Origin of the sequence: Halomonas alkalicola, from assembly GCF_030704205.1 — a bacterium.
Lineage (GTDB): Bacteria > Pseudomonadota > Gammaproteobacteria > Pseudomonadales > Halomonadaceae > Halomonas > Halomonas alkalicola.
Genome location: NZ_CP131913.1, coordinates 1,341,218 through 1,355,281 on the forward strand (window position 1 = coordinate 1,341,218; position 14,064 = coordinate 1,355,281).

Below are 14,064 nucleotides of genomic sequence, written 5' to 3' on the forward strand. Positions count from 1 at the left end.
ATCGGGACGAACTTGCGGTCAGTAGTTGCCCGCTTCCTCGTCGTCCATCTCGTCCATCTCGTCCATCATCGGTTCCTGGCTTTCCATGGGATCCATGGGGTCGTCGCTCTGGGCGGGGGCCTGGTCCATGCCGGGCTCGTCGCCCATCGCAGGCTCATCGCCCATGCCAGGCTCATCCTCCATAGGCTGGGCCGGTTCCTCCATGGGCGGGTCCGCCGGCTCCATGGGGGGCAGCTCATCATCACCGTTGCCACAGCCGGCCAGCGCCAGGCTGCCGAGCGACAGGGCGGCGATGGCCGCCAGCGCCTTCAGGCGACGCCCTCGGGGCGAGCGGGAGGCATGACCTTGTCGAGACTCCACCTGGCTGGACGGTGCTTGCTGAGGCATTGACATCTCCTGGGTTCATTGACTTCACCAAGAGAGGAGCAGTCGCCATGCCACTCCTGGCCAACCGCCAATAAAAAATTAGACAATCAATGACTTAAAAAACAATAGGCGACGACGAGTCGCGTGCCGACACCCGCGCATCGGGTGGTCAGATCTGACACATGCGCCCCGGATTACCCGCCGGAAGGAGTCGGGTCGGTTCGGAATCAACGCTATACGAAGGTATAGTCGCCTCCCCGTGACGCCAGCCGGGCGTTGAATCGCTTTCCACGAAGCGAAGCTAGGCTTTGAAGGCACTGAGGAAATGCCAGCCCACGGCGGCAAGGTGGCGACCCACACCGATGTTTCGGTGTTCCTGGTGCGCCCACCCAAGGCCTGAGCCGGCCCGCCCGGATACCCCCAAGACGCTACGCAAGGGAGACAGCCACTATGGCCAATGACGAGAACGCCCCCGAGAAGCCGCAGGCTTCCGAGGGCATTCCGGCCCCGGAGGGGCCCGCCAACCTGATCGATACCGACTACGTGATCGGCCAGGACAACATTTCCGCCTCGCCCATGGGGATCGACGTGGACCTGCACGGCAAGGTATTCGCCGTGTCGGCCATCGTGGTGATGTTCTTCGTGATCATCACCCTGGCCCTGCAGGACCAGGTCGGTCCGCTGTTCACCAGCACCTTCAACTTCCTGACCGGCAACATGGCCTGGTTCTTCCTGCTGGCCCCCAACATCTTCGTGCTGCTGTCGATCGTGCTGATCTTCACGCCCCTGGGGAAGGTGCGCATCGGCGGGGCCGATGCCAAGCCGGACTTCAGCTACGCGGGCTGGTTATCCATGCTGTTCGCCGCCGGCATGGGCATCGGCCTGATGTACTTCGGCGTCTCCGAGCCCATGGATCACTTCCAGGCGGCGCTCGGCGGCATCAGCAGCGAAGGCCGCGCGCGCACCGACTGGTCGCCGCTGGGCGGCGCCGAGGGCGACGAGGCCGGCGCCCTGGCGCTGGGCATGGCCGCCACCATCTTCCACTGGGGCCTGCACCCCTGGGGCATCTACGCCGTGGTGGCGCTGTCGCTGGCGATCTTCTCCTTCAACAAGGGCCTGCCGCTCACCATGCGCTCGATCTTCTACCCGATCCTGGGGGAGCGCGTGTGGGGCTGGCCGGGGCATGTGATCGACATCCTGGCGGTGTTCGCCACCCTGTTCGGCCTGGCCACCTCGCTCGGCCTCGGTGCCCAGCAGGCCACCAACGGCTTGAACGACCTCTTCGGCATTCCCGATACCAACGTCACCATGGTGCTGCTGATCGTCGCCATCACCATCGTGGCCATCGGCTCCATCACCCTCGGCGTCGACAAGGGCGTGCAGCGCCTCTCCCAGCTCAACATGGGGCTCGCCTTCCTGCTGCTGGCCTTCGTCATCCTGGTGGGCCCGACGCTGATGATCGCCACCGGCTTCTTCCAGAATCTGGGCCACTACCTCAGCTACCTGCCGGCGCTCTCCAACCCCTTCGGGCGCGAGGACGCCAACTTCAGCCAGGGCTGGACCGCCTTCTACTGGGCCTGGTGGATCTCCTGGTCGCCCTTCGTCGGCATGTTCATCGCCCGGGTCTCCCGCGGGCGCACCGTGCGCGAGTTCCTGATCGCCGTGCTGCTGGTGCCGTCGCTGGTCTCGGTGCTGTGGATGACCTCCTTCGGCAGCGCCGGCATCAGCCAGCTGCTGGCCGGTACCTTCGAGGGCGAGGCGGATGCGCTCTTCGTGATGCTGGCCGGGCTGCCGCTCACCGAGATCACCTCCTTCATCGCCATCGTGCTGGTAGTGGTGTTCTTCATCACCTCCTCAGACTCCGGCTCCCTGGTGATCGACTCCATCACCGCCGGCGGCAAGGTGGACGCGCCCAAGCCCCAGCGCATCTTCTGGGCCATCATCGAGGGCGCCATCGCCATCGGCCTGCTGATCGGCGGCGGCCTGGCGGCGCTGCAGGCGGCGGTGATCTCCACCGGCCTGCCCTTCACCCTGGTCCTGCTGGTGGGCTGCTACGCCATCATCAAGGGGCTGATGAGCGAGCCGCGCTGAGACCAGCCGGTATCGCAGCATGAACGAAGGAGGGCGGCCACTGGCCGCCCTCCTTCGTTCAGTTCCACAGCTCACCCAGCGGGGTGTCGGGGGAGTAGTGGCGGGCCACCTGGGCGTGCAGCAGCTCGGCGGTGGCCAGGGCGTCCACCAGGGCATGGTGCCCCTGGTAGGCGGGCAGGCCATAGCGCGCGCGGCTATTGTGCAGGCGGATCGAGACCGGCGGGCGCCCCAGCCAGCGCCGGAAGCGTGCCCACGGCGACTGACGGTGCAGCCTCGCCTCCAGCGACATGGTGTCGATCACCGGGAAGCGCAGGCCCTCCCCCAGCCGGGCCTGGATGGCGGAGTCGAGGAAGGGCCGCTCGATCTGGCGGTAGTGTACCACCGCCACCCTCCCCTTCAGCACCCCGAGCAGCTCCGGCAGGATCGCGGCGAGATCGGGGGCGTTCGCCACCTCGCCGTGGGTGATGCGGTGCAGGATCACCGACTGCTCGGTGAGCTCACGGACCGGCTTGAGCACCCAGTAGCGTCGCTCGCGCAGCGGGATGCGTGCCAGGGTGAAGGGCACCACCCCGACGCTGACGATGGCATGGCGGCGCGGGTCGAGGCCGGTGGTCTCGATATCCAGCGCCACCAGCGGCACCTCGCCGATGGGGGTGGCGGGGTCCGGGCAGCCCGCGGCGAAATAGTCCTGAAGCAGCGTGTCTTTTACCCGGGCGGCGCGGTCCGCCAGATATTCCGGCCAGCCGGGTTCCTGCTGGCGCGTCGCGCCAGGCAGGCGAATCACCGGGTCCCTCGCGGGCGGCGCGCCGCCGTGGCCGGGACCGGATAGCGGAACTTCAGAAACTTCTGGGCGTTGCTGAGCACCTGGAAGGCGTCCTTGAGGGTGTGGCGCTCGGCGTCGGAGACGTTCTCCGGCTCGATGTTGTTGTCCGGGGCACGCTCGTGCTGCAGGTCGAACACCTGGTGGCGGATGCGCGACATGGCGAGGAACTCCAGGGCGTAGCGCAGCTTGTCGCTGACCCCTTGCGCCAGCAGCTGGGTGCGATCGATATCGTCGAGGCGCTCGAAGCTGTTCTGGGCCCGGGAGCCGCAGGCCAGGGCGTGGACGCGGATCAGGTCGGTGAGCGGCGCGGTGCCGCGCCGCTTGAGGTTGATGGAGTTGTTCTGCTTGCCATCCTTCTCCATCACGAAGGTGCGGAAGAAGCCCAGCGGCGGGGTGCGATTGAGGGCATTGCGCGCCATGGCGGCCAGGAACAGCGGGCTCTTCGGCGCCTGCTCGGCCACCAGGTCCTGCAGCTGCTCGACGAAGACGTTCTCGCCGTGGACGACATCGAGGTCGAAGAAGATCGAGCTGTGCAGCAGCCGCTCCGGGGTCGGGTCGTGGATCCAGTCCTCGAAGTAGCCCTTCCAGACCGCCAGCGGCTGCCGCCAGCGCGGGTTGGTGGCCATGATGTCGCCGCTGCAGTAGGTGTAGCCGCAGGCGTCCAGGCCGTCGCTGACGATCTTCGCCATCGCCAGGAAGTAGGCGTCGTGGGCCTCGGGGTCGAAGGCGTCATCCAGCACCAGGGCGTTGTCCTGATCGGTGACGATGGACTGCTCGTTGCGCGCCATGGAACCCATGGCCATGAAGCAGTAGGGCACCGGCGGCGGCCCCAGCGCCTCCTCGGCCAGCTCCAGCAGGCGCCGAGTGAAGCTGCGCCCGATGGTGGAGAGCGCGCTGCCGATCATCCGCGAGTCGGCGCCATCCTCCACCATGCGCACGAAGGCGGCACGCACGTCCGGGGCCAGCTTGGCCAGGCCCTCCGCCGTGGACTGGTTGAAGATGTTGCTGACCAGGTAGAGGCTGGAGTGGGTCTCGTAGCGGATGATGTCGGAGAGGTGGACGATGCCCACCGGGTGGCGGCGATGCATTACCGGCAGGTGGTGGATGTTGTTGCGCAGCATGGTGAGCATCGCCTCGTGGACCGACTCGTCGGACTGGATCGCCACCAGCCGGTCGACCACGATCTCCCCCACCGGCGTGTCGGACGGGCGCCCCTCGGCCACCAGCCGACGGAAGTCGCTGTCGGTGAGGATGCCGCGCACCTGCCAGGCGCGCTCCTCGCTGTCCCGGAAGGTGTAGCGGGGGTTGTCGCCGGGGGCATCCAGCACCAGCACCGCCGAGGCGCCGGAGTCGCCCACCAGGCGCGCGGCCTCCTGCACCGTGGTGCTCGCCACCACCATCACCGGATAGCGGGTCAGCAGCTTGCGCACCCGAGTGATCATCATGTCGTTCTGCTTCTTGTGCTGCTCCACCGCCGACTCGAGGCGCGGGCGCTCCAGTTCCACGAACTCGGCGAAGTGCTCATCCTCCTCGCAGAGACGCTGGAAGAGCGCATCCGGGAGGAAGTAGATCAGGCTGTCCTCCAGCGCCCGCACGGGGTAGCGGACCCGGTGGTTACGCAGCAGGCTGAAGTGGCCGAAGATATCGCCCTCACCGCGGCGGTCGTAGAGGTCGCCGTTGCGGCGATAGACCTCCACGGCGCCGCTGCGGATGTAGCCCAGTTCGTGGATCTCCTGATCGAGGAGCCAAATCTCGCTGCCGGCCCGGTAGTAGGCCACTTCGACCTGGCCGGCGATCTCGTCGAGCAGGTCGTCCGAGAGGGCATCGAAGGGCGGGAAGCGCCCCATATGCTGGCGGATTTCCAGCAGTTCCACTTCCATGAGTCGCGCTCCCGTCCGGCTGGTCACATGCCGGAAGTCTGGGAGCTGCCGGCGGCGCTGTAAAGCCGGCACACATGCAAACGGCCACCCCGAAGGGTGGCCGTCAGCTGCCGATGGGAGTCGGCTTCAGGAGGAGCTCGACCTTACGACTGCGCCATCTCCTGGACGCGCTGCATCAGCTCGGGATCCTGCTGGATCGCCTGGCCGATGGCGTTGAAGGTATCCACGTCAAGACCGCTCTCCTCGACTACCTCGACCATCTTGTCGTTGGCTTCCATGCGCACCTCCTGCTGGGAGGCCTCATCCTCGGCGGAGTGCAGGCGCTCGGTGTACTCCTGGGAGATCACGGCGATCTCCTGGGAGGCATCGGCGAACTGCTGCAGCTGCTCGTCGGAGAAGTCCATGGCCGGGGCGGCGGCCTGGGGCTGCTCGGGAGCTGCCGCCGGGTCCTGTGCCGGATCCTGCTGGGCGTGGGCGGTGGCGGACATCAGGCCAGCGCTGAGCAGGGCGGCAGAGAAGAGAGCGGTCATCCGTTTCATGAGTTCCTCCAGTCGTTATAGGACCCCGTCGGGGCGTTGCGTGCATGTGGGAACTGTGACGGCAGCGACCGGTCGGCGTTCAGAATTTTCGTGTAAAACTTTGAAACATGAAGTGTGAGCAACTTTACATTCGTTGCCGATAAGCGACACCCTGAGTCACCGCTTCGCCATCAGGCCCGGCATGGGCGGCTTCGAGGCATCGCCTGTGAATGGGAATGACATTCATTCCGAAAAAGAGCCGCCGACAGCCTGCCGGGGGCTAGGCGAAACTTGAGCGGCGCAGTATGGTCGTGGGCTGACCCGACTTCCTGACATGGATGTTTCGCATGCCCCCTGCCTCCCGCGCTGCCAGTCTCTGGCTTGCCGCCATGCCGCTGCTGTTCGTCGTGCTGTGGAGCACCGGCTTCATCGGTGCCAAGTTCGGCCTGCCCTACGCCGAGCCCTTCACCTTCCTGTTCATCCGCTTCGTGCTGACCCTGGCGCTGCTGGTGCCGCTGGCCCACTGGCTCTCCGGGGAGTGGCCGAGGGGGGCTCGGCTGTGGGGACATATCGCCGTCTCCGGCCTGCTGGTGCACGGCGCCTACCTGGGCGGGGTCTTCTATGGCATCTACCTGGGCATGCCGGCGGGGCTCGCCTCGCTGCTGGTGGGGCTGCAGCCGCTGCTCACCGCCGCGCTCGCCGGCCCCTTGCTGGGCGAGCGGCTGGGCGGGCGCCAGTGGCTGGGGCTGGTGCTGGGGCTCGTCGGCGTCACCCTGGTGCTGGGCGGCAAGCTCGACCCGGGCGAGGCGCTCTTCCAGGGCTTCGGCGCCGGCGCCCTGCTGGCCATCCTGATCGCGCTGCTGGGAATCGCCGGCGGCACCCTCTACCAGAAGCGCCACTGCACCGGCATGCCGCTGCTCTCCGGCACCGTGGTGCAGTACCTGGCGGCGGGCGCGGTGCTGGGGCTCGGCGCCCTGCTCTTCGAGGAGCGCCGCGTGACCTGGACGCCCACCTTCGCCCTCACCCTGGGCTGGCTGGTGCTGGTGCTGTCGATCGCCGCCATCCTGCTGCTGATGGCGCTGATCAGGCGCGGCGAGGCCTCGCGGGTGGCGAGCCTCTTCTACCTGGTGCCGCCGGTCACCGCCCTGCAGGCCTGGTGGCTCTTCGACGAGGCGCTGCCGCCGGTGTCGCTTGCCGGCATGGCCGTCGCCATCGCCGGGGTGGTGCTGGTGGTCAGGGGGCAGCCTTCGCCAGCCGGCAGGCAGCGTACTTGAACTCCGGGATCTTGCCGAAGGGGTCCAGCGCCGGGTTGGTGAGCAGGTTGGCCGCCGCCTCCACGTAGGCGAAGGGCACGAAGACCATGCCGTCGGGCATCCCCGGGTCGACCCGGGCCGTCAGGGTGATCTCGCCGCGGCGGGTGGCGATGGTGATCTCCTCCCCCGGCGCCACCCCGAGGCGGTTGAGCTCCCCGGAGGAGAGGCTGGCCGTCGCCTCGGGCTCCAGGGCGTCGAGCACGCTGGCGCGGCGGGTCATGGCGCCGGTATGCCAGTGCTCCAGCAGCCGCCCGGTGGTGAGCACCGTGGGGTAGGCGTCGTCCACTGGCTCGTCCGGCGGCAGCGGCCGGGTGGGAGCGAACTTCGCCCGTCCGCCGGCCCGCGGGAAAGCATCCGTGAACACCACGTCCTGGCCCGGGGCATCCTCGGCGGGGCACGGATAGGTCACCGAGCCCTCGCGCTCCAGACGCTCCCAGGAGATATGATCGAGCGAGTGCATGCCGCGCTTCATCTCGGCAAACACCTCGCTCGGGTGGGCGTAGTCCCAGGCCAGGCCGAAGCGCCGGGCGATCTCCTGGATGATCCACCAGTCGGGCCTCGCCTCCCCCGGCGGCGCCACGGCGGCGCGGCCCAACTGCACCTGGCGGTTGGTGTTGGTCACCGTGCCCTCCTTCTCCGGCCAGGCGGTGGCCGGCAGGATGACATCGGCAAACTGGGCGGTCTCGGTGACGAACAGATCCTGCACCACCAGGTGCTCCAGGGCCGCCAGGGCCTGGCAGGCATGGTTCAGGTCAGGGTCTGACATGGCGGGGTTCTCGCCGAGGATATACATGCCGCGGATCCGGCCGGCGAGGATGGCGTCCATGATCTCCACCACGGTGAGCCCAGGCTCGGGGTCGAGCTCGGCGCCCCAGAGCTCCTCGAAGGCGGCGCGCAGCTGGGCGTCGCCCACCGGCTGGTAGTCAGGCAACACCATGGGGATCAGGCCGGCATCCGAGGCACCCTGGACGTTGTTCTGGCCGCGCAGCGGGTGCAGGCCGGTGCCGGGGCGCCCGGTCTGGCCGCAGGCCAGCGCCAGCGAGATCAGGCAGCGGGCGTTGTCGGTGCCGTGGACGTGCTGGGAGATGCCCATGCCCCAGAAGATCATCGCTCGCTCGGCGGTGGCATAGGCGCGGGCGATCTCGCGGATGGCCTCGGGGGCCACGCCGCACAGGCCGCTCATCGCCTCGGGGGTCATGTCCACCACGCTTTGCTTGAGCGCCGCGAAGCCCTCGGTATGGGCGTCGATATAGGCCGGGTCATACAGGCCTTCACTGACGATGACGTTGAGCATGGCGTTGTAGAGCGCCACGTCGCCGCCGGGGGAGAAGCGCACGCTGCGCCAGGCGTAGGCGTCCAGCGCCTGGCCGCGGGGGTCGAGGATGATCAGCCGGGTGCCGTTTCTCGCCGCCTGCTTGAAGTAGGTGGCCGCCACCGGGTGGTTCACCGCCGGGTTGCAGCCGGTGAGGAGCACCACGTCAGCCTCGAGCGCCTGCATGAACGACGCCGTCACCGCGCCGGAGCCCAGGCACTCCATCAGTGCGGCCACCGAACTGGCATGACAGAGCCGGGTGCAGTGGTCCACGTGGTTGGAGCCGAAGCCGGTACGCACCAGCTTCTGGAAGAGCCAGGCCTCCTCGTTGGAACACTTGGCGCTGCCGAAGCCGGCCAGCGCCCCGGGGCCGTGGGCCGCCTTGAGGTCGACGAGCCCGGTGGCGGCCATCTCCAGCGCCTCCTCCCAGCTCGCTTCAAAGAAGTGGGTCAGCGGCCTTGCCGGATCGAAGTCGGGATCGAGCCCCTTGGCCACGCCGGGCCGGCGGATCAGCGGCCTGGTCAGGCGTGCCGGGTGATTGGGGTAGTCGAAGCCGAAGCGCCCCTTGACGCACAGCCGCCCCTGGTTGGCGGGGCCGTCCCGGCCCTCGACGAAGAGAATGCGCCCAGGCCCCGGAGCTGTTCCGGCGACAGGACTGCGGGGAGGCGCTACAAGTCCTTCCATGGAGGCTACCTCGGCCATCCCTGGCCCTCGGACCTCCCCTTCGTCCTGCCCCCGGCGCTCCTCGACGTGTGGTACGTCATCCTTCACATGGTAGGTAAGCTGGCAGCCCACCCCGCAGTAGGGGCAGACGGAATCCACGGCGCGGTCGGCCACGGCGGAGTCGCCGCGGCCCGCCTCGTCGATCAGGGTCGCCGGCATCAGCGCCCCGGTGGGGCAGGCCTGGACGCACTCGCCGCAGGCCACGCAGGTGCTCTCCCCCATGGGGTCGTCGAAGTCGAAGACGATCTTCGCCGCCGCACCGCGATGGGCCAGGCCGATGACGTCGTTGCCCTGCACCTCGCGGCAGGCGCGCACGCAGAGCCCGCACTCGATGCAGGCGTCGAGGTTGACGTTCATCGCGGTATGGGAGGCATCCTGGAAGCGCTGCGCCTCCCGCGGGCGCACATGGTGAACGGTGGGCGCGGCGCGCTCGTCGCGTTCCGGCAGCCGCTCGCTCACCGCCGTGGCATCGATGGCCAGCGCCTCGGCCATGGCCCAGAGATGGCTGGCGCGGTCGGGGCTCGCCTTCCGCTCGGGCTGGTCGGCGAGCAGCAGTTCCAGCACGGACTCCCGCGCCTCGCGGGCGCGCTCGGAGCTCGCACTCCTCACCACCATGCCGGGGGCCGCCTCGCGGAGGCAGCTGGCCGCCAGCACCCGCTCCCCCTCGATCTCCACCATGCAGGCGCGGCAGTTGCCGTCGGCCCGATAGCCCGGGGCGTCCTTGAAGCAGAGATGGGGAATGGTCTCGCCAAAGCGTCTGGCCACCTGCCAGAGGGTCTCGCCGGGACGGGCGCTCACCTCGACGCCGTCCAGGGTCAGGATAAAGGTCTCGGGGTTCGGGGTCTGCGTGGTCTGCATGGTCTGCCTCCCTACCCTTTCACGATGAGGTTCTGAGCTTCGAGCTCGCCGCGGAAGTCGCGCAGCAGGCTCAGCACCGGATTGGGCGCCGCCTGGCCCAGGCCGCAGATGGAGGCGTCCATCATCACCCGGGCGAGGCGCTCGAGCGCCTGGACGTCCCAGGCGTCACGCTCGAGCAGGGTCAGCATCTTCTCGGTGCCCACCCGGCAAGGGGTGCACTGACCGCAGGATTCGTCGGCGAAGAAGGCCAGCAAATTGGCGGCCACCGCACGCAGATCGTCCTGGTCCGAGAGCACGATGATCGCCGCCGAGCCGATAAAGCAGCCGTGCGCCTGGAGCGTATCGAAGTCCAGCGGGATATCCGCCTTGCCGGCCGGGAGTATTCCGCCGGAGGCGCCACCGGGCAGGTAGCCGGCGAGGCGGTGCCCCTCGGCCATGCCGCCGCAGTACTCCTCGAGCAGCTCGGCCAGGGTGATGCCGGCGGGGGCCAGGTGCACCCCGGGCCGCTTGACCCGGCCGGAGACCGAGAAGCTGCGCAGCCCCTTGCGCCCGTGCCGGCCCTGGCCCTGGCCGGCGAACCAGTCGGCGCCCTTCTCGTGGATCAGCGGGATCCAGTAGACCGTCTCGACGTTGTTGACCAGGGTCGGCCGACCGAAGAGCCCCCGCTGGGCCACGAAGGGGGGCCGGTGGCGCGGCTTGCCGGGCTTGCCCTCCAGGGACTCGATCAGCGCCGACTCCTCGCCGCAGATGTAGGCGCCGGCGCCGCGGCGCAGCACCACGAAGCCGGGGGCGACCAGGCTCGCGGCCTCGAGCTCGGCGATCGCCTCGGTGAGCACACGGTGCAGCCCGGGATATTCATCGCGCAGGTAGATGTAGAGCGCGCGGGCCTCCACCGCCCAGGCGCTGACCAGGGCCCCCTCCAGGAAGCGGTGCGGCTCACGTTCGAGATAGAAGCGGTCCTTGAAGGTGCCGGGCTCGCCCTCGTCGGCGTTGATCACCGCGTAGCGGGGGCCGGGCTCGGCGCGCACCGCCTGCCACTTCTTGAAGGTGGGGAAGCCCGCCCCGCCAAGGCCGCGCAGGCCGGCGCGCTCGAGCTCATCGATCAGCACCTCGACGCCCACCTCGCCGGCGCGACACCGGGTCAGCAGCGAGTAGCCGCCACCGACGCGGTAGTCGGCCAGGCGCTGCCAGAGGATCGCCTCGGGATGGGTGTGGCCGGTATCCACCACCGCCTCGACCCCCTCCGGGGTGGCGTAGAGCAGGTGATGATGGCCCACCTCGACCACCGGGGCGGTGTCGCAGCGTCCCATGCAGGGGGCACGCACCACCCGCACCCGCTCCGGGTCGAGGCCCGCCGCCAGCCGTTGGCGCAGGGCCTCGGCGCCGGCCAACTGGCAGGAGAGCGAATCGCAGACCCGCACGGTGACCTCCGGCGGCGGGGCCTCGCCGTCGTGGACCACGTCGAAGTGGGCATAGAAGGTGGCCGTCTCGTAGATGGCCGCCATGGGCAGGTTCATGTAGGCGGCCAGCGCCCTGAGCTCCACCAGGGAGAGGTGACCGTGGGCATCCTGGATGGCGTGCAGGTGCTCGATCAGCCTGTCGCGACGGCGCAGCTCCGGCGCCTCACTCTCGTCGCCGAGCAGCACGCGCAGGGCGGCCAGCGCCACCGGCGCCAGTTCACGGCCGCGGGTCTTGCCGCGCAGGCGGCGCTTGGGCGTGGCGGTCGATTCGGTCATGGCGGACTCCCGGAGTCGGCGGGCAGACGAGGCTAGCAGTCTGTCGGTTTAGAGGGCATGAAGCGTAGAAGCAACGTCCCCTCTCTGGTTTCTTCGCAGGGTAGTCGGTCATGTGGCGGGAGAGTCGCTGTTGGCCCTCCCTGCCTCGCCTTGCACCGCTCCTGACCCCGGTGACGCGCTACCCGGTGAGGGATCTCCCCTCATCCGGCAGCCAGGCGGTGCATTCGCTTGATGTTCCAGGCCAGGGTGGCCAGTCGCCACTCGCCGCTGACCTTGTCCAGGCCACGCAGCGAGAACTGCCGGAACCCCATCACGTGCTTGATGATGCCGAAGACCGGTTCCACCGTATGCTTGCGCAGCGCATACAGGGCGCGTCCCGCCCGGGTCTTCAGGCGGTGCGCCATCTGCTCGACGGGATCCTCACTCGCCGGGGCGGGCGGATCCGCCGCGAAGCGCTCGAACACGGGGAGATGATGGACATCGCGCTTCATGGCCAGCAGCGGTTCGATGCCATGGGCCTGGCAGGCATCGACATTGGCCGCACTGAAGTAGCCCGTGTCGGCCAGCAGGCAACTGGGGCGCCCCAACGCCTCGGGGTAGCCCTGCCATGCGGTCAGTAACGGCATGACCTGCTGCTTGTCGTTGGTCGCCTGGGTGACATGCACGTGGGTGACCAGCAGGGTGTCGGTATCGACGGCCGCCTGGGCGTTGTAGCACTGATCGAAGGCCTTGCCGGTGACCGGCATGATGCGTGATTGTGGGTCGGTGAGGTTGACCTGATCCTTGTCGCGGGGGCCGCCCGTCGGTGGCTCGGGATCCCGCCCCCGAGGCGTCTTGCCGGCCTTCCGCTGCGCCTCACGGCGCGCCACCTTTTCCTGGTAGGCGGCTTGTTCGACGGCGTCTCGCTCCTCGGCCCGCGCCTCGATCTTGGCCTTGGCCTCGGCGATCGCCGCCAGGCGCTGTTCGCGACGGGCAATCTCCGCCCGGGATGTCCATGCCATCGGCGGCGTCATCCCGATCCGCGGACTCGGCCCGTTGGGTCAGCGCCTTCACCTCGGCCTTGAACTGAGCCTCCAGCTTCTTGGCATGGCCGTACGACAGCGCCCTATGCTTGCTGGCGTTGGCCTTGAGCTTGGTGCCATCCAGCGCGATGGTGCCGAGCTTGAGCAGCTTCATCTCGCGGGCCAGCAAGAGCACCTGGACGAACAGTTTGCTCCAGTTCGGGCAGGAAGCGCCGCCGGAAGGTGGCCAGGGTGTCGTGGTCGGGATGGGTGTTGGCGGCCAGGTAGCGGAACGCCACCGAGTCATAGGTGGCCCGCTCGATCTTGCGGCTGGAATACACCCCGGTGGCATAGCCATAGACCAGCAGACTCAGCAGCACCGCCGGGTGATGGGCCTTATGCCCCCGGCCGGCGTACCGCCGCGTCAACGCCGAGAGGTCCAGCTGCTCGACAACATCCACCACGAAGCGCGCCGGGTGGTCATCGGGCAACCACTCGTCCACGGAAGGCGGCAGAAGATAATCGGTCTGGCGGTCAACGGGGATGAAGCGGCTCATGGCGACGTTCCGGTGGTGGCGGCTGGAAGCGAGTATCTCACGACGTTATCGAAAACCCGACAGACTGCTAGAGTCTTTCAAGATAGGCCGGCCCGCCCAGGTTGTTCATCTGCTGGCGGATCCAGGCGCTGCGCCGCTCCACGTGAGGGCTGGGGCGCGCCGCATCCCAACCTCGCGGGTTGGGCAGGATGGCCGCCAGGCGGCTGGCCTGCACGGCCGTGAGCTGGCCGGCAGAGACCCCGAAGTAGTGCTGGGCCGCGGCCTCCAGGCCGAACACGCCGCTGTCCCATTCGGCGATGTTCAAATAGACCTCGAGGATGCGCTGCTTGGGCCACAGGGTCTCGATCAGCAGGGTGAACCACGCCTCCAGTCCCTTGCGCGCCCAGCTGCGCCCGGTCCACAGGAAGAGGTTCTTGGCGGTCTGCTGGCTCAGGGTGCTGGCCCCTCGCAGGCGCCCTCCGGCGCGATTGGATTCCCAGGCTCGACGCATCTCCACCAGGTCGAAGCCGCGATGTTCGGGAAAGCGCTGGTCCTCGGCGGCGATCACCGCCAGCTTGGCGTGGTCGGAGAGCGCCTCCCAGGGGCGCCACTGGTGGCGAAGCTCGATGGGCTCCCGGGAGATCCAGGACTGCACCTTGCGCTCCACCATCACCATGGAACCGAACACCGGCACCTGGCGAAACAGCAGCACCAGCAGTACCGAGAGCACCACGAAGCCCAGCACGACGCGCCACAGCCAGCCCCACAGCCGGCGGCCCCATGCCCTGCCCATTCCTCTTCTCACTATCGCTCGACCCACGACCACTCGCCCCTGCGAACCCGACGCCAGACGACCAGTATACGGGCTCGCATCGCGGCAAGGGAGGCGAGCGGCCGGCGCATCCTC

9 protein-coding genes and 1 pseudogene are annotated in these 14,064 nt (G+C 68.5%); 2 read left to right on the top strand and 8 right to left on the bottom strand.

Going from position 1 to position 14,064, the window contains the following annotated elements:
• Positions 1-18 precede the first annotated feature (18 nt).
• Entirely contained in the window at positions 19-387 is a 369-nt protein-coding gene (locus tag B6N23_RS06350) for a hypothetical protein (protein WP_302141283.1), read from the bottom strand.
• Positions 388-816: 429 nt separating this feature from the next.
• On the opposite strand from B6N23_RS06350, the gene B6N23_RS06355 reads away from it, so the two are divergent.
• Positions 817-2,457: a BCCT family transporter gene (locus tag B6N23_RS06355; RefSeq protein WP_305502951.1), complete on the top strand. Its 1,641-nt coding sequence runs from the start codon at positions 817-819 to the stop codon at positions 2,455-2,457.
• Between the two features lie 58 nt (positions 2,458-2,515).
• On the opposite strand, the gene B6N23_RS06360 is transcribed toward B6N23_RS06355, so the two are convergent.
• From B6N23_RS06360 to B6N23_RS06370, 3 genes are all read right to left on the bottom strand, one after another.
• Positions 2,516-3,241, bottom strand: coding sequence for a 3'-5' exonuclease (locus B6N23_RS06360; protein ID WP_305502953.1), 726 nt, complete (start codon positions 3,239-3,241; stop codon positions 2,516-2,518).
• Positions 3,238-5,160 carry a DUF294 nucleotidyltransferase-like domain-containing protein gene (locus tag B6N23_RS06365; protein ID WP_305502956.1) on the bottom strand — a complete coding sequence of 641 codons (1,923 nt, stop codon included), beginning with the start codon at positions 5,158-5,160 and terminating at the stop codon, positions 3,238-3,240. Before B6N23_RS06365 ends, B6N23_RS06360 begins: the two co-directional genes overlap by 4 nt.
• A gap of 143 nt (positions 5,161-5,303) precedes the next feature.
• On the bottom strand, positions 5,304-5,699 hold the full coding sequence (locus tag B6N23_RS06370) for a DUF4168 domain-containing protein (protein ID WP_110068552.1): 396 nt from the start codon (positions 5,697-5,699) through the stop codon (positions 5,304-5,306).
• A gap of 326 nt (positions 5,700-6,025) precedes the next feature.
• Between B6N23_RS06370 and B6N23_RS06375 the strand changes: the two genes are divergently transcribed.
• Positions 6,026-6,952 carry a DMT family transporter gene (locus B6N23_RS06375; RefSeq protein ID WP_305502960.1) on the top strand — a complete coding sequence of 309 codons (927 nt, stop codon included), beginning with the start codon at positions 6,026-6,028 and terminating at the stop codon, positions 6,950-6,952.
• Here the strand turns inward: B6N23_RS06375 and B6N23_RS06380 are convergent.
• The 4 genes and pseudogenes from B6N23_RS06380 to mtgA all read right to left on the bottom strand — a co-directional run bounded on the left by B6N23_RS06380 (position 6,912) and on the right by mtgA (position 13,950).
• Entirely contained in the window at positions 6,912-9,884 is a 2,973-nt protein-coding gene (locus tag B6N23_RS06380; RefSeq protein ID WP_305502962.1) for a molybdopterin-dependent oxidoreductase, read from the bottom strand. The genes B6N23_RS06375 and B6N23_RS06380 overlap by 41 nt on opposite strands.
• An 11-nt stretch (positions 9,885-9,895) precedes the next feature.
• On the bottom strand, positions 9,896-11,620 hold the full coding sequence (locus B6N23_RS06385) for an NADH-ubiquinone oxidoreductase-F iron-sulfur binding region domain-containing protein (protein ID WP_305502963.1): 1,725 nt from the start codon (positions 11,618-11,620) through the stop codon (positions 9,896-9,898).
• Between the two features lie 200 nt (positions 11,621-11,820).
• Positions 11,821-13,178, bottom strand: a pseudogene (locus B6N23_RS06390) (IS1182 family transposase).
• A 67-nt stretch (positions 13,179-13,245) separates the two neighbouring features.
• Positions 13,246-13,950 (bottom strand): monofunctional biosynthetic peptidoglycan transglycosylase, encoded by a 705-nt coding sequence (gene mtgA / locus B6N23_RS06395; RefSeq protein WP_305502964.1) that lies wholly within the window; start codon positions 13,948-13,950, stop codon positions 13,246-13,248.
• Between the last annotated feature and the right edge of the window lie 114 nt (positions 13,951-14,064).